The sequence below is a fragment of the Aminobacter niigataensis genome, from assembly GCF_946995915.1.
In the GTDB taxonomy this organism is placed as follows: Bacteria; Pseudomonadota; Alphaproteobacteria; order Rhizobiales; family Rhizobiaceae; genus Aminobacter; species Aminobacter niigataensis.
The window spans coordinates 1,299,757-1,320,740 of sequence record NZ_OX341517.1 but is presented as its reverse complement, the minus strand read 5'-3'; the positions used below and the strand labels follow the sequence as shown (position 1 = coordinate 1,320,740).

Here is a 20,984-nt window from a genome sequence, read left to right as displayed (position 1 = left end):
CCTTGAATGCGGACGCTGCCCCGCAAGTCTATTAACGCAAGATGCCGGACAATGTTCCACAAGGGCCGGGCACAGCGCATGTGCGTAGATTCAGATTCCAACAATGATACATAATTGAAATTTCATTCCTTATCTTGACCACCGGCATCTGCGAGATTGCACCCAATCACAACTTCGCCGGCCATCGTTGTCGGCCCAAAATCGGGATCGCATGAAATGAACTGGTTGAAATCGCTGGCCGTTGCCGCAACGCTCCAGATTGTAGCCGTTGGCGCAAGCCACGCAGGCGAGAACCTCAATGAGATCAAGGCTGCCGGCGTGTTCAAGATCGGCACCGAAGGCACCTATGCGCCATTCACCTATCATGACGCCTCGGGCGCCCTGGTCGGTTTCGACGTCGAGATCGGCCGCGAGATCGCCAAGCGCCTCGGCGTCAAGGCGGAATTCCTCGAAGGCAAGTGGGACGGCCTGATCGCCGGCATCGACGCCAAGCGCTACGACGCCGTCATCAACCAGGTCGGCATCACCGAGGCGCGCCAGGCCAAGTACGACTTCTCCGAGCCCTACATCACGTCCAAGGCCGTTCTCATCGTCAGCGGCAAGAACGAGGACATCAAGGGCTTCGCCGATCTCAAGGGCAAGAAGTCGGCCCAGTCGCTGACCAGCAATTTCGGCAAGATTGCCGAAGCCAACGGCGCCGAACTCGTCGGCACCGACGGCTTCGACCAGTCGATCCAGCTGGTGCTCAACGGCCGCGCCGACGCCACCATCAACGACAGCCTGTCCTTCTACGACTTCAAGAAGCACAAGCCCGACGCAGACGTGAAGATCGTCGCCGAGGAAGAAAAGGCCGACTCCTCCGGCGTCATCGTGCGCAAGGGCGAACCGGAGCTGGTCGAGGCGATCAACAAGGCGCTGGCCGAGATCAAGGCCGACGGCACCTACAAGAAGATCTCCGAGACCTACTTCGGCACGGACGTCTCGCAGTAACCGCATTGCCCATCGGGCTGCACTAGCCGGCAGCCGATGGGCATTGATTTTTCCACCTCTCATTTTTCCCATAAACTTGCCCGGAAAATCTGCGATTTTCCGGGCTCGTTTGTTGTGGGGAGGGAGCATTCATCTTGCCACACTGGCTGCAATTGATGCTGGAATCGCTCGGCCCCCTGTTGTGGGCCGCCCTCGTTTTCACCGCACCGCTGACGCTTCTCTCTTTCGCTTTCGGCCTGACGGTTGGGCTGGGCGCAGCGCTTGCCCGGCTGTTCGGGCCGGCCTGGCTATCGGCGATCGTACGCTTCTATGTCTGGATTATCCGCGGTACGCCGCTTCTGGTGCAGCTGTTCCTGATCTTCTACGGCCTGCCGAGCATCGGCGTCGTGCTCGACGCCTTCCCGGCCGCGCTGATCGGTTTCACGCTCAATGTCGGCGCCTACTCCTCCGAGATCATCCGCGCCGCCATCAGTTCGGTCGCCAAGGGACAATGGGAAGCGGCCTATTCGATCGGCATGACATGGTCGCAGGCGATGCGCCGGACCATCCTGCCGCAGGCGGCGCGCGTAGCGGTGCCGCCGCTGTCCAATACCTTCATCTCGCTGGTCAAGGACACCTCGCTGGCAGCCGCCATCACCGTACCGGAGATGTTCCAGGCAGCACAGCGCATCGTCGCCACCACCTACGAGCCGCTGATCCTCTATGTCGAGGCAGCCCTGCTCTATCTCGCCATGAGTTCGGTGCTGTCGGCCCTGCAGGTCAGGCTGGAGAAGCGGCTCAACCGTTACGGCGGCTTCCTGGAGGCGCGGACATGATCGGGCTTTCCAACATCGTCAAGAGCTTCGGCGACAATACCGTGCTCAAGGGCGTCTCGGTCGAGATCCGGGAAGGCAGCGTCACCGCCCTCGTCGGCCCGTCCGGCGGCGGCAAGAGCACGCTTCTGCGCTGCATCAACCTGCTGGAGATCCCGACCTCCGGCACGGTACGCATCGGCGACGACACGCTCGAGTTTCGCCCGGATGTCAGGGTGCCGACCAGGGCGATCCAGCAACTGCGCCGCCAGACCGGCATGGTGTTCCAGAACTTCCAGCTGTTCCCGCATCGCACCGCGATCGAGAACGTGATGGAAGGGCTGGTGACCGTGTTGAGATGGCCGGAGGCCAAGGCCCGCGAACGCGCTTTGGCCCTGCTCGAAAAGGTCGGCATGGCGCACAAGGTCGACGCCTGGCCGGCAACGCTGTCCGGCGGCCAGCAGCAGCGCGTGGCAATAGCCCGGGCACTGGCGCCGTCACCGAAGGTGCTGCTGAGCGACGAACCGACGTCGGCACTGGACCCGGAACTCGCCCAGGAGGTGGTCGACGTGCTCGGCCAGCTGGCGCGCGAGGGTACGACCATGGTGATCGCGACCCACGACCTGCGCCTGGCCTCGAAGATCGCCCACGAGGTGGTGTTCCTCGAAGCAGGAACGGTCGTCGAGAAGGGTCCTGCGAGCGAGGTGTTCGGCAATCCGACGCATCAGCGTACCAAGCGCTTCATCGCGACGATCACGCATCAGCACGACCACGGCAAGGGTGGCGAAGGCTGACGTCGCCACACCTGCCTGAAACAAAAAACCCGGCCATTGGCCGGGTTTTTCGTAATCTATAGAAGCATGCCAGATCAGGCTGCTTCTTCCTGCTCGGCGTCGGCTTCCTCGTTGTCGGCCTTGGCGCCACGCTTCGGACCCTTGTTGAGGTTGGCCTCGATCAGGCGAACGGCTTCGGTCTCCGACAGGCGATTGACGGCTGCCAGTTCGCGCGCCATGCGGTCGAGCGCGGCTTCATAGAGCTGGCGCTCAGAATACGACTGCTCCGGCTGGTTGTCGGCACGGTAGAGATCGCGCACGACTTCCGAGATCGAGATCAGGTCGCCCGAATTGATCTTCGCATCGTATTCCTGGGCCCGGCGCGACCACATGGTGCGCTTGACGCGGGCACGGCCCTGCACGACCTTCAGAGCACGTTCGACATAGTCGGTCTCGGACAGCTTGCGCATACCGATCGAGGTCGCCTTGGCGACCGGCACCTTCAGGCGCATCTTGTCCTTCTGGAAATCGATCACAAACAGCTCAAGCTTGTGTCCCGCCACTTCCTGCTCGTCGATGGATACGATCTGGCCGACGCCATGCGCCGGGTAGACAATGTACTCGCCGGTCTTGAAACCGTGACGCGCTGCGGATTTCTTCTGCGGGATGGAAGTTGCCATACGCCCTGAACTCCTTCTTGTAACACCGGCCCGCCGAGGCCGGCTGAACGAGGATGGTCGGCTAACGCGACCTTGTGCCGCACGACAATCGACCCCCAACCGGGAAGAGCTTGGACCGGTAAACCGCTAAAGCAGCGGCCTCCGGGCCAGATCACTCTGGTCCGAATTGGGGCTGTCACCTTTCAGTGATTTAGGCTTCGCGCCATAGATCGACGTTGTGTCATCGGCATGTTGATCTAGCTCTAACACAAAAAGTCGGAAGAATCAAGGTTTTGCTGCAGGCGCGAAGAGCGCACGGCGTCAAGAGCAACCGGCGACGCGCAAAGCCTTGATGCAATGAGCTAGTATGGCGGCTTTCAGTTGCCTTCGCCGGGCGCCTCGGAGAAATACTGTTCGAACTTGCCTTCGACGCCGTCGAATTCCTTGGCTTCGGGCAGTTCGTCCTTCTTGACGGTCAGGTTCGGCCACTTACTGGCGTATTCGGTGTTGATCTTGAGCCATTTATCGAGCCCTGGCTCGGTGTCGGGCTTGATCGCATCCGCCGGGCACTCGGGCTCGCAGACGCCGCAGTCGATGCACTCGTCGGGATGGATGACGAGCATGTTCTCGCCTTCATAGAAACAGTCGACCGGACACACCTCGACGCAGTCGGTGTACTTGCACTTGATGCAATTGTCGGTGACGACGTAGGTCATGAGGCAGGCTCCGGGACTTCCCGTATTTCGTATCTTTCGGTGAGGTATCCCCTTTAAAGGGGTCTTGCAAGGGCGGTCATTCCGCGCAGAAGCCGCTTGGCGGAACGCAATTCTCATCTTGACGGCAGAGCCTTCAACGGCCTTGCGTCACTCGCTGCGCAGCCGGTCTGTGGCTCGCCGTTCCTTCTTGGTCGGACGTCCGCTTCCGGCTTCGCGCAATGGCGGCCGGGCATCGGGCGGCGCCTGGTCCTTCGGTGTCGGAACCGGCGAAATGTCCTCATAGAGCTTGCGAGCCTCTTCGGCGGGCCCGCGCCGCTCGCCAGGAAGCAGAACCTTATAGACCAGGATGCGTCGGTCGAGCGTGATCGTCAGCACATCGCCCGACTTGACCATGTCGGAGGCTTGGCCAAGCTTCTGGCCGTTGCACCTGACGCCGCCTGATTGCGCCAGCTTGGCGCCAAGCGAACGCGATTTGACCGCGCGCGAGAAGAACAGCCACTTGTCGATGCGCTGTCTTCCCTCGCCGGCCAAGGCTGCTACTTCTTGAGCTGGTCGCGCAGCGCGGCGAGCTTGGCAAAGGGCGAATCGGGATCGATGCGCACCGGACGCTCTTCGCGCGGCTTCTGCTGGAACGCCGGCTTGCCCTTGAAGCCGCTGCGGTCGCCGCCATGCTTTTCGCCCTGTGGGCGCTCGCCACGGCCACGGTTATCCGGACGTCCGCCCTCGCCCTGCGGCTTGCCGCCGGGCTTGCGATCGAAGCGCGGACGACCGCCATCGCGGCCTTCGCCACCCTCGCGCCCACCATTGCGGTTGCCCTCGCCCTGCCGGGCTGCGGGCGCACCGGCTGCGCGCGGCTCGCGCTGGCCGCCGCGCGGACGGTTATCCTGGCGATGGCGCGGACGCTGCTCGAAGCGGCCCTGGCGCCACAGAAGGATCGGCTTGGGCTCTTCCGCGATTTCGGAGGCGTCTGCGGCGACGGCTTCCACCGGAGGTGCTTCGTCAACAGGAGCGTCAGCGGCGGCAATTACCACTTCCGGCTCGGACGCTGCTTCAGGCTCGGCTTCGACCACCGGCTCAACGGCAACCTCGGCCGCAGGTTCAGCAATGGCTTCGACTTGCTCGACAGCCACCTCGGGCACCTGTTCGGCCTGCTCGCTCTCGGGCGCCTGTTCGGCGCCGTCGGAAGCCGCTTGCGCAGTGGTTTCGGCCGTCTCGATGAAGGGTTCGACGGAGACTTCGTCGCTTTTGGCCACAGCCTCTGCGGCTGCGGCCCTGTCTGCCTGCGCCTTGGCCACTGCTTCACGTGCCGCGGTGTCGATCGTTTCGAGCTTTCCCTTGACCTCGGCGGCCGGCTTGGGCTCGGCGCGATAGCCGAGGCCCTTGAGGATCTCTTCCATGTCGTCGCCGGTGGCGCCGAGGATCGACATCATCTGCGGCGTGACGATGAACGAGCTGCCGTCATAGGCGCCTTCCGGACGGGCGCCGGCGCCCTGCTTCCAGGCGAGTGCGGGGCGAATGAGGTCGGCGAGACGCTCGAGGATGTCGACACGCACGGCGCGGCGGCCGAGATTTCGGAAGCCGGCGAGCTTGTAGAACGTCTTGTCGAAGGCCGGGTCGATGACCACGGAGGTACGGCCAGCGGCGAGCGCATGGACGACATCGCCGAAACCCGGCTTGTCCTTGCCGTCATTCTTGAGCGCCCACAGCAGCGTCACCAGACCGGCAGGCGCCGGTTTGATCAAGGCCGGGACAAAGACGTGATAGGCACCGAAGCGCACGCCGAGACGGCGAAGCGCTGCGCGGCCTTCCTGGTCGAGCGACTTCACGTCCTCGGCGATGTCGCGGCGATTGATCAGGCCGAAATTCTCGACCAGCTGGAAAGCGATGCCACGACCGATGCCGGACAGCTGCTCGGCGGCTTTGAGATCGACCAGCGGCTTGAGCAGCGACTCGATCTGGAAATTGACGAAGCGTTCGGCGCGCGCTGCGACCTTGTCGCGTGACGGGCCGGTCAGTTGCTCATCGGCCAAAAGGACGATGCGCGGCTTGAGCGCATCCTCGCCTTCGACCAACGTGCCGATGGGCGCGCCGATCCAGCGCAGCACACCATCGGAGCCGAGCGCGATGTCGCCATTGGGCGACGCCGAGAACCGTTCGGCGCGTGTGTCGAATTCGGTTGCAAGCGCCTTCTGGGCCGCCGTGCGCACCGCCTTGGCGTCTTCTCCGCCCGCGCTCTGGTCGGCGGTGAAACGGAACCCTTGCAGTTCGCCGACATGGTGGCCCTCGACGAGGACGGTTCCGGACGGGCTGATTTCGGCTTCAAGCATAGTGTTTTCTCTAAGGCGGCGCATGAGGACGGAAGTCCTGCGGTCTACAAAGCGTTTCGTCAACCGCTCATGCAGCGCATCCGACAATCTGTCTTCGATGTCGCGCGTTTTTTCTTGCCAGTGTGCCGGATCGGCAAGCCAGCCGGGGCGGTTTGAGACAAATGTCCAGGTCCGGATCTGTGCGATCCGGTGCGAAAGCGTATCGATGTCGCCTTCGATGGAATCGGCGCGACGCACCTGCTCGGCCATGTAGGTTTCGTCGACATGGCCGCGCCGGGCGAGATCGTCATACATCGAGGCGATAAGGTCGGCGTGTTGCGCCGGCGCGATCCTGCGATAGTCGGGCAGCGCGCAGGTTTCCCACAAAAGGGCGACTCGCTCGTGGTTGGTGGCGAGCGATCGGATGTTTTCGTCGCGCGAGAGATGTTCGAGCGCCTGGGCGTCGACTGCCGGCAACGCACGTGTCAGGCCCTCGACCGGCGCGACGGTGTCGATCGAGCGCTTGAGCGTGTCGAGGCTGGTGAAATCGAAGTTGGCGGTGCGCCACTGCAGCACCTTCACCGGCTCGAAATCATGGCCCTCGATCTTTTCGATTACGTCCTCCTCGAACGGGTCGACCTGGCCGGTGACGCCGAAGGTGCCGTCGCGCAGGTGACGGCCGGCACGGCCGGCGATCTGGCCAAGCTCTGCTGCGGTCAACTGGCGATACTGGTAGCCGTCGAACTTGCGGTTCTGGGCGAAGGCAACATGGTCGACGTCGAGATTGAGGCCCATGCCGATGGCATCGGTGGCGATCAGGTAGTCGACGTCGCCGGACTGGTAGAGCTCGACCTGGGCATTGCGGGTGCGCGGGCTGAGTGCGCCGAGCACCACCGCCGCACCGCCCTGCTGGCGGCGGATCAGCTCGGCGATGCCGTAAACCTCGTCGGCGGAGAAGGCGACGATGGCCGAACGGCGCGGCAGCCGCGTCAGCTTCTTGGAACCGGCATAGGCAAGATGCGACAGCCGCGGACGGGTGACCACCGACACGCCCTTCAACAGCTTCTGCAGGATGCCGTGCATGGTGGCGGCGCCGAGCAGCAGCGTCTCTTGCTTGCCGCGCAGATGCAGGATGCGGTCGGTGAAGATGTGGCCGCGCTCGAGGTCGCCGGCAAGCTGGACCTCGTCGATGGCGACGAAGGCGGCATCCGTCTGTCGCGGCATCGCCTCGACGGTGCAGACCGAATATCTGGCGCCGGCAGGCAGGATCTTCTCTTCGCCGGTGACCAGCGCCACCTTGTGAGCCCCGACCTTTTCGCAAAGTCGCCCATAAACTTCGCGTGCGAGCAGCCTGAGCGGCAGGCCGATGATGCCGCTTTCGTGCGCGACCATGCGCTCGATGGCGAGATGGGTCTTGCCGGTATTGGTGGGCCCCAGAACCGCGGTCACATCGCGGCCTGACAGGATCAGCGGGTCGTTCGGCCTGGAGTGAACATTCATACTAGAGAACCGCCCTCGGCGCCGGGGACAGCCCGGCGTTGCGCCGCCTGTCGCGACGAGTGGACACATAGGGATTTGCAAGCCGAAGCGAAAGCGGAATGTTCCAGATTTAAGAGTTGGAACGAGTCTGGAACGAATCAGCGACGAATCACTGACTCCGGCAGATTCAGGTTTTGTTCACCCCAACATATAGATGACACCCTTGCAAGCCGCACCACATGCAGAATCTCTAAAGTGGCCCGTTTCGTGCTTCTGCACGCCCGCCGTTAACCTTTGCCGGCCAAGCGAAGAAACCTGCGCGTCAACCGCGTGCAAAATAATGAATTTGTTGACGTTTCCTACCGGCGAGTTAACGGTCGGAGCTGCCTGCTGCGACATTTAGTTAAGATTTGAACCAAATGCGGAACGAACAGGCGACGAATCACTGTTCAGGCAATTTTCCCGATTTGTTCACCACTAGATGTAGTACCAGGCCGGGTTCTCCACCTATTATCCACAGCCTATGCACCGCACTGTCCACAGCGGCTCGTTCGCCGCATTAACCTTTGCGTGCCATGGCGGCACACCCGCGCTTCAGCAAAAATACCTGTGATTGCATTACGTTAAGGGAACCACACCCGTTGTGCCCGGGATCGGAGCATGTCTCCATTGCGACGTTGAGTCTGCGCGGCGGGGGATGCCCAGGCGGGGCCTCCGGAAAATGCGGCGCACCACGCAGGCGCACGATATTGGAGGGAATATCATGTCCAAACGTCTATTCGCCGAATTCCTCGGCACATTCTGGCTCGTCTTCGGCGGCTGCGGCAGCGCTGTCCTGGCCGCTGCGTTCCCCGAACTGGGTATCGGTTTTTCCGGCGTTGCGTTGGCGTTCGGCCTTACGGTGCTGACCATGGCCTATGCGGTCGGCGGCATTTCCGGCGGGCACTTCAATCCCGCCGTCTCGGTCGGCCTGATGATGGCCGGGCGTTTCGAGGCCAAGGATCTGGTCCCCTACGTCATCGCCCAGTTGATCGGCGCGGTCGCCGCTTCCACGGTGCTGTACCTCATCGTCAGCGGCAAGGCCGATTTCGCCGGTATCGGCGGCTTTGCCACCAACGGCTATGGCGACGCCTCGCCGGGCAAATTTGGCCTGTCCTCGGCGCTGATCATCGAGGTCGTGCTGACCTTCATGTTCCTGATGATCATCCTCGGCTCGACCAGCGAACGCGTTCCGGCCGGCTTTGCGCCGATCGCCATCGGCCTCGCCTTGACGCTCATCCACCTGATCTCGATTCCGGTGACCAACACTTCGGTCAACCCTGCGCGCTCGACCGGCCCGGCGCTGTTCGTCGGCGGTGTCGCCCTGCAACAGCTCTGGCTGTTCTGGGTCGCCCCGATCGTCGGGGCAGCGCTTGCCGGCATCGCCCACAAGTCGCTGTTCGGCGACAAGTAGCCGAACCACCGCACCAAACGGAAACGGCGCCTTACGGCGCCGTTTTCTTTATGGAGATGACTGCCTGTTATCAGACGAAATATTGCCCGCCATTGGCCGAAAGGGTCGCGCCGGTAACGAAGCCTGACTCTTCGGAGGCCAGGAACACCACGCAGCGAGCAATCTCTCCCGGTTCGCCAAGCCGGCCGACCGGGATCTGGGCGATGATCGATTCGCGGACCTTTTCCGGCACCGCCATCACCATTTCGGTGGCGATGTAGCCCGGACAGATGACGTTGACGGTGATGCCCGCGCGTGCCCCTTCTTGGGCCAGCGCCTTGGTGAAGCCGATGTCGCCGGCCTTCGACGCCGAGTAGTTGGCCTGTCCGGCCTGGCCCTTCTGGCCGTTGATTGAGGAAATGGTGATGACGCGGCCGAACTTGCGGTCGCGCATACCACTCCACAGCGGATGGGTCATGTTGAAGGCGCCGTTCAGGTTGGTGTCGATGACCTCTTTCCACTGCTCGCGCGTCATCTTGTGGAACATCGAGTCGCGCGTGATGCCGGCGTTGTTGACCAGCACCGAGACCGGACCGAGATCGGCCTCGACCTGCTTGATGCCGGCCTCGCAGGCGTCGTAGTCGGCAACCGACCATTTGTAGACCGGGATGCCCGTCTCGGCCTTGAATTTCTGCGCAGCCTCGTCGTTGCCGGCATAGTTGGCGGCGACCTTGTAGCCTGCGTTCTTCAGCGCGACCGAAATCGCGGCGCCAATGCCGCGGGTTCCGCCAGTGACGAGTGCAACCTTGCTCATGCGCTTCCCCTTTTCTGCTGCTTTATGGCCTGCCTTCGCGACAGACCTTTAGAGGCAAAAAGGGCGGCACATTGGCCGCCCTTTTCTTGTTTCCGAGTTACATCGCCTCGACACACATCGCGACGCCCATGCCGCCGCCGATGCACAGGGTCGCGAGACCCTTCTTGGCGCTGCGTCGCCGCATCTCGTAGACCAGCGTGTTGAAGACGCGGGCACCGGAAGCGCCAACCGGATGGCCGATGGCGATGGCGCCGCCATTGACGTTGACGATCGCCGGATCCCAGCCCATGTCCTTGTTGACCGCGCAGGCCTGCGCCGCGAACGCCTCGTTGGCCTCGACGAGGTCGAGGTCGCCGACCGACCAGCCGGCCTTTTCGAGCGCCTTGCGCGATGCCGGGATCGGGCCGGTGCCCATGATCTGCGGATCGACGCCGGCGGTTGCCCAGGAGACGATGCGGACCAGCGGGGTGAGGCCGCGGCGCACGGCTTCGGCTTCGGTCATCAACACGACCGCCGCAGCCCCGTCATTGATTCCCGAAGCGTTTCCGGCTGTGACGGTGCCTTCCTTGTCGAAGGCCGGCCGCAGCTTGGCCAGTGAATCGAGCGTCGCGCCATGGCGGATATATTCGTCCTGGTCGACGATGGTGTCGCCCTTCTTGCCCTTGATCGTGACGGGAACGATCTCGTCGGCAAAACGGCCGGCCTTCTGCGCGGCCTCGGCCTTGTTCTGCGAGGCGACGGCGAACTGGTCCTGCTCGTCGCGCGTCAACTGCCACTGGTGGGCAACGTTCTCGGCGGTGTTGCCCATGTGGTAGCCGTAGAAGGCGTCGGTCAGGCCATCCTTGATCATCGTGTCGATCATCTTGAAGTCACCCATCTTCACCCCGCCGCGCAGATGCTGGCAGTGCGGCGCCATGGACATCGATTCCTGGCCGCCGGCGACGATGATCTTGGCGTCGCCCGTGGCGATCTGCTGCATGCCGATGGCGATGGTGCGCAGGCCCGAGCCGCAAAGCTGATTGAGACCCCAGGCTGTCGCTTCCTGCGGCACGCCCGCGGCCATCGCGGCCTGGCGGGCCGGGTTCTGGCCGGCGCCAGCGGCGAGGATCTGGCCAAGGATGACCTCGTCGACTTCCTTGGGATCGACACCGGCGCGGGCCAGTACTTCCCTGACGGCGATGGCGCCCAGTTCGTGTGCCGGCGTGTTGGCGAAGGCGCCGTTGAACGAGCCTACCGGCGTGCGGGCGGCGCTGGCGACGACGATGGAGGACGAGGCGGACATGTTTCTCTCCAGACTTCGTGAGACGAATGGTTTGTTGCGCGTCGAGGACGTTGGCGCTCATGACTTTTCTTGCCCGTTCCAGGACCCGAGTCAAACCGGAAAATCGCTGGAATGCCGATGCTGCGGCCGCACTGCAGCAAATGCTGCGCAGCATTTTTTTGCCGGCGTTGACCCGCCTTGCCTTCTTGCAGTGCACAAACCGCTTGGATTTGCGGTTGCTTTGCGCTTATCCTGCTTTCCGGCGAAATGTTACCGGCTGCTTACATGGCATACCGGTCTTCCGGGGGAGGATGCTGATGCCTGCTAAAGACACGCCGATCGTCATCAAGAAATACGCCAACCGTCGGCTCTACAATACCGGCACGAGTACTTATGTGACGCTCGAAGACTTGGCCGAGATGGTCAAGAAAGGTGAAGAATTCACCGTACAGGATGCCAAGACCGGCGAAGACATCACCCATCCGGTGCTGACGCAGATCATCTTCGAACTGGAGAACAAGGACGGCCAGAACATGCTGCCGATCCCGTTCCTGCGGCAGTTGATCTCCTTCTACGGCGACCAGATGCAGATGGTGGTGCCGAGCTTCCTCGAACAGTCGATGCTTGCCTTCTCCAAGGAGCAGGAGCGTTTCCGCGAGCAGATGAAGTCGGCCTTCGGCAAGGCGCCGACCGACATGATCAAGGGCGCGACGCCGATGAAGGCGCTCGAGGAACAGACGCGCCGCAACATGGAACTGTTCCAGAACGCGATGCGCATGTTCACCCCCTTCCCGGCGCCCGGCACAGGCACAGCACCCGCCGAACCGGCCAGGAAAGACGCGCCTGAAAAGCCGGACGAGTTGAAGGAACTCAAGGAACAGCTTGCTGCGATGCAGCGGAAGATCGACTCGATGGGGTGAGACACGGTCGACCAAAGGCTGCGGAAAGCCAATTGCTTGGCTTTCCGAGCGTCGAGCGCCCGGAGCGATAGCGAAGACCGGGGCCGATGTGAAGGTGCGACCAGCGGGACTGCTGCAGCCAGTCAGGTCCGGCAAGGGCACTCTTGGCCAAGGGCCGACAAAATCTCCAAGCTGAATTCTGAAGACCGCAGCGAATGCCATCGGCATCGCATCGCCAACGCGCGGGTCCCTACCCTTTGGGCGAGAGATTTTCAACCTGACGCAGGGTTTTGCTCGGCCGCCCAAGCGTGTTTGCTAGGCAGCCATCAATCGGAGGACCAACCATGACAGAACTGACGCTGGCCAAGGCCAACGCCATCATCGCCACCGCGCTCGAGCTGGGCGGCAAGAGCAACTTCAAGCCGCTCGGCATCGCCGTGCTCGACGCCGGCGGCCACCTGCTCGCCTTCCAGCGCCAGGACGGCTCGCCGTTCATCCGCGCCGAAGTCGCTTCGGGCAAGGCCTATGGCGCGCTCGCCGTAGGCTCAAGCTCGCGTGCACTCGGAGTTGCCGCGGTCGAACGGCCGCATTTCTTCCAGGGGCTTTCAGCGGTTTCCGGCGGCAAGATCGTGCCGGTTCCGGGCGGCGTGCTCATCCGCAACAAGGATGGCGCCGTGCTCGGCGCAGTCGGCATCTCCGGCGACACGTCGGACAATGACGAACTGGCCGCGATGGCCGGCATCGAATCGGCAGGCTTCGTCGCCAAGGTCTGAACGGCGAGCGCGTTCCCTTGGGGGACGCGCTCCTACTCGCGTCCGAACGTAACGTCCCGGTTAGCCGAGCGGATCGACACCGAGAAGCCGGCCAGCACGTCGAGCAGCGCGATCACCATCAATATGAAGAAGACCGAGCTGGTGGCGCCGCGCACCAGCAGGAACTCGACCAGGAACGCAACGAAGACAAAGGTCGAGAGCAGGTGATCGACGACCGAGGCGCTGCCCGTGCGGGTCGCCTTGACGATCTCGACGAAGAAAAGCAGCAGCGCCACCACGATCAGCAGGTCGCCGAGAGTGAGCGCGAAACTGCCGCCCGACATCATTCCCAGCGTGAGAATCTCGGTCGCCCAGGGGTTGCCGCCGGGGCCGCTGCCGAACAGGCCGGCCACGCCGGCATTGTAGAGAATGAAGGGGATGATCAGTAGGGGAATGCCCGCGAGCATGGACCGGTCTCCGCGTTGCGCTGGCGCCTTCTAGAATCCCCAGCCGCCTTGGCGTCAAGAGATTTCAGCACCATCCGGACACGCAAAAAGAAAGGACCGGCTTGAGCCGGTCCTTTCTTGATAGGCGTGCTAAGGAAAAGCCAATCAGCTTTCCTTGGAAAAGCTGTCTCAGCTTTCCTTCGGCGTCAGAACCTGGCGACCGCGATACATGCCGGTCTTCAGGTCGATGTGATGCGGACGGCGCATCTCGCCGGAATTCTTGTCCTCGACATAGGTCGGGGCCTTGAGCGCGTCGGCCGAGCGGCGCATGCCGCGCTTGGACGGGGAGGTTTTTCGTTTCGGAACAGCCATGGATATACTCCACCAATCGGTCAAATGACCCTGTCCGCCCTCGTGAAAGGGCCGCGCAAGGGCCGGAAACTGAGAAAGTTGGCGAGCCTATACACGGCGAGACGGAACTTGACCAGCCCGAAGCGACTCTTTTTTCGGTCGCGGCCAGCGTCTTCCTAGTTCAGGCACTGGACATAGGCACCGGCCTTGCCGGCCCGGCGCTCGATGACCGTCGCAAGGCGCCTCAGGCCCGGGCCGGCCTTGGCCGGGTTGCGTGCCGCCGGATTGGGCAATGTCACGGCAAGCAGCGCCGCCTGGCGGCGGGAAAGCTGGCTCGCCGGCTTGCCGAAATAATGCTGCGAGGCGGCCTCGATGCCGTAGATGTTGGGGCCCCATTCGGCGATGTTGAGATAGATTTCCATGATGCGGCGCTTCGGCACCAGGGCATCGAAATAGATCGCCAGCGGCAGCTCGACCACCTTGCGCAGGAAGGAGCGGCCGTTCCAGAGGAACAGGTTCTTAACAGTCTGCATCGGAATGGTCGAAGCGCCGCGGGTCGCCTCGCCGTCCAGGGCATCGCTGATGACGCCCTTGAGTTCGCCCAGGTCGACGCCGCGATGGGTGCAGAACTGCCCGTCCTCCGACATGATGACCGAATGCGCCAGCACTGGCGCGATGTCGTCGAGCGCCACCCATTGCCGGTCATAGCCCTGCAGGGTGACGAGGTCCTTGATCATCAAGGTCGAGATCGGGCGAACGACGGGCGGTATGTAAAGGACGGTCAGCACGACCGGCAGCGCGGCCATGATGGCGACAGTCGGCACGCCGAGCCGCACCCAGCGGCGCAGACCCCCACGCGAGAACATCCCGCGTCGTGCAGCTGCCATGTCCAGCCTTTCGGTTTCCGGCTCTATGATCGGTTCCGCCAACCCGTCCGCCCTTGCCTCTCAACCTCTCGGCATAAAGGCGCTTGGCTTCTTGCGCAACGTCTGACTGTCGGCTACCGCTCGCCGCCATGACGAACGACAGCCATATCCTGTTCGAAACCGCCCTTCGCATGCGCGCCGACACCGTCGAGACCGAGCTCCGGCTTTTGCTCGACGACCGCATCCTGCCCGGCGAGATTGTACGGCCCGCCCACCTGATGGCCGCCATGCGCCACGGCGCGCTCAACGGTGGCAAGCGGCTGCGGCCATTCCTGGTGCTGGAAAGTGCTGCGCTGTTCGACGCCGACGGCGACGCAGCCCTTCGTGTCGCCACGGCGCTCGAATGCGTGCACTGCTATTCGCTGATCCATGACGACCTGCCGGCGATGGACGACGACGACCTGCGTCGCGGCCAGCCCACCGTGCACAAGGCCTTCGACGAGGCGACCGCGATCCTGGCCGGTGACGGCCTCTTGACCCACGCCTTCGACATCATCGCCGACGAGACCACGCCGCTGCCGGCGGAATGGCGGGCGGCGCTGGTGCTGGCCCTGGCCCGTGCTGCGGGTCCCGGCGGCATGGTCGGCGGCCAGGCCCTCGACCTCGACGCCGAACGCAACAAGCCCGACGAGGCCGGCATCATTCGCCTGCAGGCAATGAAGACCGGCGCGCTGATCCGCTTCGCCTGCGAGGCCGGTGCCATTATTGGCGGCGCCTCCACGGCGGACCGCGAAAGGCTGGCCGAGTTCGGCTCGGCGATCGGCCTTGCCTTCCAACTCGCCGACGATCTGCTCGACCTCACTGCCGATGCAGAAACCATGGGCAAGGCAACCGGCAAGGATGCCGCCGCCGGCAAGGCGACGCTGGTTTCGCTGCACGGTGCCGACTGGGCCCGGTCGCAGCTGTCCGGACTGGTCAGCCAGGCCCATGCCCTGCTTGAACCCTATGGCGAGCGCGCAATCATGCTCAAGGCGGCCGCAAGTTTCATCGCCGAACGCAACAGCTGATCCGGGAGCGGATCTTCAGGCACTACTTTGGCGACCAGTTTAGCGGGTCAGAAACTCTTAATGTTAATGGTGTCTATTCCGGCTCTGTAAAATTGTGCGTATGTGTTGGGGTTGCGCATGCCGGAGCACTCGTCGTTCATCCGTTCGATACGGATCAGATACCTTTCGGGTCTGCTGATCTTCGCGCTTACCTCGATGGCCGTGATGATGGCCTTCAGCCAAGGCAACGCCTACCGCCGCGATGTCGATGCCATCGCCAGCGAGCTCCTGTCGTTCACCCGCGACCTGCGCAACGCCACCAACTTCGCCGAGACGACGACCACCGCCTGGCGCCCCGAAACCCGCGATGCCTTGATGGCTGCCGGGCGCAACCATGCGGCACGGCTCGAAGCCGGCATCGACAACCTGACCGGCGCCATCAACTCGGTACGGCCCCAGCTGGCGCAAAGCTCGTTGCGCGAGATAGACAGCGCCTCGGTCAACGGCGACCTGTTCTGGTCTGCGCGCGATATCGCCCGCAATCTCGGTGCCCTGGCCACGACCCAGAGCCCGGACGAATGGAGCTATCGCGAGATCCGCAACCAAAACGACCTGTTCGCCCAACCCATGCTGTTGCGCGCCAGTGCGGCCATGGAAAAAGAGCGCCGCTTTGCCGAGGCCCGTAGCGACAGGCTGCTGATGGCGGCGGCAGCCCTGCTGGTGCTGGTCATCGGCGGTGTCGCGGTTTGGGTCTTCCGACCGATGGAGCACGCCATCCGCAAGGCGTTTACCGAGAGTGCCGAGTCGCTGTCCAAGGCGGAGGCCGCCGACCGCGCCAAGTCGGAATTCCTCGCCAATATGAGCCACGAGATCCGCACGCCGATGAACGGCGTACTCGGCATGGCGGAGCTGCTGGCCCGCACCGACCTGACCCCGCGCCAGAAGACCTTTACCGATGTCATCGTCAAGTCGGGCAATGCGTTGCTCACCATCATCAACGACGTGCTCGACTTCTCCAAGATCAACGCCGGCCAGCTGACGCTCGACCCCGCCCCGTTCCATCTCGGCGAGGCGGTCGAGGACGTCGCCACGCTGATCTCTGCGCGTGTCGCCGAAAAGAACCTGGAACTCATCGTCCGCATCGACCCGCGCCTGCCGACCCATGTGATGGGCGATGTCGGACGTTTCCGCCAGATCATCACCAACATGGTCGGCAACGCCGTGAAATTCACCGAGCGCGGTCATGTCCTGGTCGACGTCTCGGGCGAACTGGTCGGCGATACGGTGGCGCTGAAGGTGCGCGTCGAGGACACAGGCATCGGCATTCCCGCAGACAAGCTGCAGAGCGTGTTCGAGAAGTTCGCCCAGGTCGACGGCAGCTCGACCCGCCGCCACGAGGGCACTGGCCTCGGCCTTGCCATCGCCGCCCGCCTCGTTGACCTGATGAGCGGCCATATCGGCGTGGAAAGCGAGCTCGGCAAGGGCTCGGTGTTCTGGTTCACCGCCTTGCTGCCGCTGTACGAGGCGCAGCAGGCGAGCAGCGCGGTGCCGGTCGATGTCACCGGCGCGCGCGTGCTGGTTATCGACGACAACCCGGTCAACCGCGAGATCCTGCTCGAACAGCTGAAGAGCTGGGGCTTCGACTGCGCCGCCGCCGAAAGCGGTGCCATCGGCCTCGCCTTCCTCGACCGCGCCGCCCAGCTCGGCGCCAGCGTCGACTGCGTCATCCTCGATTACCAGATGCCGGGCATGAACGGCGCCGACGTCGCCAAGGCTATCGCCGCCGACAGCCGCACGGCCTCCATACCCGTGGTGCTCCTGACTTCGGTCGACCAGGTCGATTTCGGCCGCATGGTGCTCGATTTCGGCATCGCCGCGCATTTGACCAAGCCGGCGCGCTCCGCCGTGTTGCTCGGCACGGTAATCGCGGCGGTTCAGAAGGCGCGTTCGCAGGCGGGCCGCACCGAGTTCGTGCGCGAGCCGGTCCGCCAGGCCCCGCCCGCTTTCACCGTCATCCGTGGCCCGGCGCCGGCGCCGCTCGCCCAGCCCGAGCCGACGCCGCTGCAAAGCGGTGGGCTCGACGTGCTGGTGGCCGAGGACAACGAGGTCAACCAGCTGGTCTTCGGCCAGATCCTCTCCGGGCTGGGCCTCAGCCACCGCATCGCCGGCAACGGCCGCACCGCAGTCGAGATGTACCGCACCTTCAAGCCGAAGCTGATCCTGATGGATGTCTCGATGCCCGAGTTGAACGGCTACGAGGCGACACGCGCCATCCGCGCCGAGGAAGCGGCCAATGGCAGCCGCACGCCGATCATCGGCGTGACCGCCCATGCACTGAAGGGCGACCGCGAGAAATGCCTCGACGCCGGCATGGACGATTACCTGCCCAAGCCGGTGTCGCCGGACAAGCTCGGCGCCAAGATCGGCACCTGGCTGAGCGAGAGCGCCGAGCTGGTGCGGTCGGCCTGACGAGCGAGATCGATCGGCGCGGGATCCCGCGCCTTATGACTTTCCTATTTCTTGGGGCGTTCGCCTCTCTCGAATCCTGATGTCGCTGCTTCTAGCTTCCTGAGCGTGCCGGACGGCAGCAATTCCTGCCGATCCGGCAAGCAACAAGGAAGACCGAGATGCTTCGCACCCACATTCCGGACCGGTTCGTCAGCTCCGAAATCGCTGACAAGGTCGGGCAGCAGGCCAAGCCCGTCACCGGCCAGACCGAACCCTTCATGTTCACCCGCCTGTTCTTCGTCACCGGCGTGCTGCTCGGCAGCCTGGCGCTTGCCGCCATGCTTTCCAGCTGACGGCACCGGCCATGAACATCTCCGACGTCCTGCAGCCCGACGACGTCATCCTTGGCTTCCAGGCCGAAGGCAAGACGAGGCTTCTCAAGGAAATGGCACGGCACGCCGCAGCGCGCACCGGCGCCAGCGCCGCCGAAATCACGGCGGCGCTGGGATCACGCGAAAAGCTCGGCTCCACCGGGCTGGGACAAGGCATTGCCATCCCGCACGCAAAGCTGAGCGGCCTGCAGAGACCGTTCGGCGCGTTCGTGCGGCTGGCAACGCCCTGCTCTTTCGAGGCCATCGATGACCAGGATGTCGATATCGTCGTGCTCTTGCTTTTGCCGGAAGCCGCGCCGCGTGAATATCTCAATCTGCTGTCCAGGATCGCCCGGACGCTGCGCGAGCCCGGTCTGGTGGCAAAACTGCGCCAGGAAAACGATGCCGCAATCGTCTATCGTCGTCTGCTCGCCGCCGAGCGAACGCCATCGGCCGCCTGAAGGGGCTTCAGCGGTTCCTGACGACGAGGCAGGAACCGCCGACGCTGCGCAGCTTCTGGCAGACGACCGCAGCCTCGCCGCGATCGTCGGCGCCGATGCGAACGGCATAGATGCCGCGGCGGCCGATCGGCGTCCGCACCCGGCTGACGACCGGGTCATGCGATGAAAGCAGCGCCGGGAAGCGCCTTTCGAGGCGCTGCCATTGCTTGATGGCCGCCGAGCGGCGGAAATTACCCGCGACCTGGATGCCCCAGGGCTTCACATGCACGCTCGCCATGGCGACCGTCGACGACATGATGACCGGCAAATTGCGGCAGGCGACGATGAACGCCATCTTCGGATCGAGCGGCCGGTTGGTGCCGGCATAGCTCTTGTCGGAAAAGTTGTCGGCCGGCTCGCCCATGATGTCGAGCACGTAGTCCTCTGTTTCGAGCGGCAGGAAGCCACCCGACGACAGCCAGCGTGCGACGCGGTTTTCGCCGGCATTATAGGCCGCGGCCGCCAGTCCGAGATTGCCGAAGCCCGATCTGAGTTCGCCGAGATAGCGCGCCGAGGCGGGGATCGCCTGATCCATGTCGAAGGGATTGGCGAGGCCGCGCATGCGAGCGGTACCGGGCATGAACTGGGCTATGCCTTCGGCGCCCGCCGGGCTGACCGCGTTCGGGTCGAAGCGGCTTTCCTTCCAGATCAGCCGGGCGAAGAACTCGCTGGGCAGGCCATAGCGCCTGGCGTGGGTGTCGATCAGGTCGCAGACGCGGGCGACATGATCCTTCTTGCGCGGGCGCGGCGGATCGGCAAGCGATGGCACACACAGGGCCAGGGTGACGAGGAAAGCCAGCGCTGTCCCCGCCAGGCTGCGCATCTTTATTCGGCCGCCGCCCTGCCGCCGCCGAAGCGCCGCTCAATATAGTCGGCAACCATCTTCTCGAAATCGGCGGCGATGGCGGGGCCACGCAGGGTGGCGGCCTTCTTGCCGTCGATGAAGACGGGCGCGGACGGCGTTTCGCCGGTACCGGGCAGCGAGATGCCGATGTCGGCGTGCTTGGATTCGCCCGGCCCGTTGACGATGCAGCCCATCACCGCGACCTTGAGCTCCTCGACGCCGGGATATTTCTCGCGCCAGACCGGCATGTTCTTGCGCAGGTCTTCCTGGATGGTCTGGGCCAGCTCCTGGAACACCGTCGAGGTGGTGCGGCCGCAGCCCGGGCAGGCCGCGACGATCGGCACGAACTGGCGGAAGCCCATGGTCTGGAGCAGTTCCTGCGACACCTGCACCTCGCGGGTGCGATCGCCATTCGGCTCCGGTGTCAGCGAGATGCGGATGGTGTCGCCGATGCCCTGCTGCAGAAGGATGCCCATGGCCGCCGACGAGGCAACGATGCCCTTGGAGCCCATGCCGGCCTCGGTCAGGCCGAGATGCAGCGCGTGGTCGGAGCGGGCGGCAAGCATGGTGTAGACGGCGATCAGATCCTGCACCTGGCTGACCTTGGCCGACAGGATGATCTTGTCGCGCGAAAGTCCGATCTCCTCGGCAAGGTCGGCCGAGATCAGCGCCGACTGCACGATCGCCTCGCGCATCACCTGGTTGGCGGTGAGCGGCGAACCCTTCTCCTGGTTCTCGTCCATCAGCCTGGTCAAAAGGTCCTGGTCGAGCGAACCCCAGTTGACGCCGATGCGGACCGGCTTGTCGTGGCGGATCGCCATCTCGACGATGTCGGCGAACTGCTTGTCCTTCTTGTCCTTGAAGCCGACATTGCCCGGATTGATACGGTATTTCGCCAGCGCCTCTGCGCAGGCCGGATGGTCGGCCAGCAGCTTGTGGCCGATATAGTGGAAGTCGCCGACCAGCGGCACGTCGATGCCGAGGCGGGCCAGCCGGTCGCGGATATGCGGGACGGCGGCAGCGCTCTCGTCGCGGTCGACCGTGATGCGCACGATCTCCGAGCCGGCCCGATGCAGCGCCGCCACCTGGGCCACCGTCTTGTCGATGTCGGCGGTGTCGGTGTTGGTCATCGACTGCACGACGACCGGCGCCTCGCCACCGACGATCACGCCGCCGACGCTGACGCCGACCGATTGGCGGCGGGGAAAGGGAGAAGAAAAGTAGCCAGTCATCGGACGGC

At 63.9% G+C, this 20,984-nt stretch carries 21 protein-coding genes; 10 read left to right on the top strand and 11 right to left on the bottom strand.

Going from position 1 to position 20,984, the window contains the following annotated elements; all coding sequences use genetic code 11:
* The first annotated feature begins 216 nt into the window (after positions 1 to 216).
* From O1Y97_RS06265 to O1Y97_RS06255, 3 genes are all read left to right on the top strand, one after another.
* A complete protein-coding gene (locus O1Y97_RS06265) occupies positions 217 to 990 on the top strand; it encodes an amino acid ABC transporter substrate-binding protein (protein ID WP_108606495.1) in 774 nt (257 codons plus the stop codon).
* A 134-nt stretch (positions 991 to 1,124) separates the two neighbouring features.
* Complete coding sequence (locus tag O1Y97_RS06260) at positions 1,125 to 1,805, top strand: amino acid ABC transporter permease (protein ID WP_318763484.1); 681 nt, start codon at positions 1,125 to 1,127, stop codon at positions 1,803 to 1,805.
* Positions 1,802 to 2,575 (top strand): amino acid ABC transporter ATP-binding protein, encoded by a 774-nt coding sequence (locus O1Y97_RS06255; RefSeq protein WP_318763483.1) that lies wholly within the window; start codon positions 1,802 to 1,804, stop codon positions 2,573 to 2,575. Before O1Y97_RS06260 ends, O1Y97_RS06255 begins: the two co-directional genes overlap by 4 nt.
* Positions 2,576 to 2,649: 74 nt before the next feature.
* Here the strand turns inward: O1Y97_RS06255 and O1Y97_RS06250 are convergent, their stop codons facing one another.
* From O1Y97_RS06250 to O1Y97_RS06235, 4 genes are all read right to left on the bottom strand, one after another.
* A complete protein-coding gene (locus O1Y97_RS06250) occupies positions 2,650 to 3,234 on the bottom strand; it encodes a CarD family transcriptional regulator (RefSeq protein WP_055974645.1) in 585 nt (194 codons plus the stop codon).
* A gap of 356 nt (positions 3,235 to 3,590) precedes the next feature.
* A complete protein-coding gene (fdxA, locus tag O1Y97_RS06245) occupies positions 3,591 to 3,929 on the bottom strand; it encodes a ferredoxin FdxA (RefSeq protein ID WP_055974648.1) in 339 nt (112 codons plus the stop codon).
* Positions 3,930 to 4,076: 147 nt separating this feature from the next.
* Positions 4,077 to 4,460, bottom strand: a complete 384-nt coding sequence (locus O1Y97_RS06240) for an RNA-binding S4 domain-containing protein (RefSeq protein ID WP_108606492.1) — start codon at positions 4,458 to 4,460, stop codon at positions 4,077 to 4,079.
* 5 nt (positions 4,461 to 4,465) lie between these two features.
* Entirely contained in the window at positions 4,466 to 7,735 is a 3,270-nt protein-coding gene (locus O1Y97_RS06235) for a helicase-related protein (RefSeq protein ID WP_318763482.1), read from the bottom strand.
* A gap of 742 nt (positions 7,736 to 8,477) precedes the next feature.
* Here O1Y97_RS06235 and aqpZ point away from each other — a divergent pair.
* On the top strand, positions 8,478 to 9,167 hold the full coding sequence (gene aqpZ / locus O1Y97_RS06230) for an aquaporin Z (protein ID WP_108606490.1): 690 nt from the start codon (positions 8,478 to 8,480) through the stop codon (positions 9,165 to 9,167).
* Positions 9,168 to 9,237: 70 nt separating this feature from the next.
* On the opposite strand, the gene phbB is transcribed toward aqpZ, so the two are convergent.
* Together phbB and O1Y97_RS06220 are read right to left on the bottom strand one after the other, a co-directional pair.
* Positions 9,238 to 9,960, bottom strand: coding sequence for a beta-ketoacyl-ACP reductase (phbB, locus tag O1Y97_RS06225; RefSeq protein ID WP_108606489.1), 723 nt, complete (start codon positions 9,958 to 9,960; stop codon positions 9,238 to 9,240).
* Between the two features lie 97 nt (positions 9,961 to 10,057).
* A complete protein-coding gene (locus tag O1Y97_RS06220) occupies positions 10,058 to 11,242 on the bottom strand; it encodes an acetyl-CoA C-acetyltransferase (protein ID WP_318763481.1) in 1,185 nt (394 codons plus the stop codon).
* Positions 11,243 to 11,538: 296 nt separating this feature from the next.
* Between O1Y97_RS06220 and phaR the strand changes: the two genes are divergently transcribed.
* Together phaR and O1Y97_RS06210 are read left to right on the top strand one after the other, a co-directional pair.
* The gene (gene phaR, locus O1Y97_RS06215) at positions 11,539 to 12,141 is read left to right on the top strand and encodes a polyhydroxyalkanoate synthesis repressor PhaR (RefSeq protein ID WP_183262744.1); all 603 of its coding nucleotides are present in this window, start codon (positions 11,539 to 11,541) and stop codon (positions 12,139 to 12,141) included.
* A gap of 323 nt (positions 12,142 to 12,464) precedes the next feature.
* Positions 12,465 to 12,893, top strand: a complete 429-nt coding sequence (locus tag O1Y97_RS06210) for a GlcG/HbpS family heme-binding protein (RefSeq protein WP_318763480.1) — start codon at positions 12,465 to 12,467, stop codon at positions 12,891 to 12,893.
* Between the two features lie 32 nt (positions 12,894 to 12,925).
* Here the strand turns inward: O1Y97_RS06210 and O1Y97_RS06205 are convergent, their stop codons facing one another.
* The 3 genes from O1Y97_RS06205 to mtgA all read right to left on the bottom strand — a co-directional run bounded on the left by O1Y97_RS06205 (position 12,926) and on the right by mtgA (position 14,556).
* A complete protein-coding gene (locus tag O1Y97_RS06205; protein WP_318763479.1) occupies positions 12,926 to 13,339 on the bottom strand; it encodes a hypothetical protein in 414 nt (137 codons plus the stop codon).
* A 168-nt stretch (positions 13,340 to 13,507) separates the two neighbouring features.
* Positions 13,508 to 13,690 (bottom strand): 50S ribosomal protein L32, encoded by a 183-nt coding sequence (gene rpmF / locus O1Y97_RS06200; RefSeq protein ID WP_008834724.1) that lies wholly within the window; start codon positions 13,688 to 13,690, stop codon positions 13,508 to 13,510.
* Between the two features lie 155 nt (positions 13,691 to 13,845).
* A complete protein-coding gene (mtgA, locus tag O1Y97_RS06195) occupies positions 13,846 to 14,556 on the bottom strand; it encodes a monofunctional biosynthetic peptidoglycan transglycosylase (protein WP_318763478.1) in 711 nt (236 codons plus the stop codon).
* Positions 14,557 to 14,684: 128 nt separating this feature from the next.
* On the opposite strand from mtgA, the gene O1Y97_RS06190 reads away from it, so the two are divergent.
* The 4 genes from O1Y97_RS06190 (at position 14,685) to O1Y97_RS06175 (ending at position 18,861) form a co-directional block, all read left to right on the top strand.
* A complete protein-coding gene (locus O1Y97_RS06190) occupies positions 14,685 to 15,602 on the top strand; it encodes a polyprenyl synthetase family protein (RefSeq protein WP_318763477.1) in 918 nt (305 codons plus the stop codon).
* Positions 15,603 to 15,719: 117 nt separating this feature from the next.
* On the top strand, positions 15,720 to 18,050 hold the full coding sequence (locus O1Y97_RS06185) for a response regulator (RefSeq protein ID WP_318763476.1): 2,331 nt from the start codon (positions 15,720 to 15,722) through the stop codon (positions 18,048 to 18,050).
* A gap of 158 nt (positions 18,051 to 18,208) precedes the next feature.
* Positions 18,209 to 18,382 (top strand): hypothetical protein, encoded by a 174-nt coding sequence (locus O1Y97_RS06180; protein WP_318763475.1) that lies wholly within the window; start codon positions 18,209 to 18,211, stop codon positions 18,380 to 18,382.
* Between the two features lie 11 nt (positions 18,383 to 18,393).
* Positions 18,394 to 18,861, top strand: a complete 468-nt coding sequence (locus O1Y97_RS06175; protein ID WP_318763474.1) for a PTS sugar transporter subunit IIA — start codon at positions 18,394 to 18,396, stop codon at positions 18,859 to 18,861.
* Positions 18,862 to 18,868: 7 nt separating this feature from the next.
* Here O1Y97_RS06175 and O1Y97_RS06170 read toward each other — a convergent pair whose 3' ends face one another.
* Entirely contained in the window at positions 18,869 to 19,723 is an 855-nt protein-coding gene (locus tag O1Y97_RS06170; RefSeq protein ID WP_318763473.1) for a lytic transglycosylase domain-containing protein, read from the bottom strand.
* A gap of 2 nt (positions 19,724 to 19,725) precedes the next feature.
* Complete coding sequence (gene ispG, locus O1Y97_RS06165) at positions 19,726 to 20,976, bottom strand: flavodoxin-dependent (E)-4-hydroxy-3-methylbut-2-enyl-diphosphate synthase (RefSeq protein ID WP_183262751.1); 1,251 nt, start codon at positions 20,974 to 20,976, stop codon at positions 19,726 to 19,728.
* Between the last annotated feature and the right edge of the window lie 8 nt (positions 20,977 to 20,984).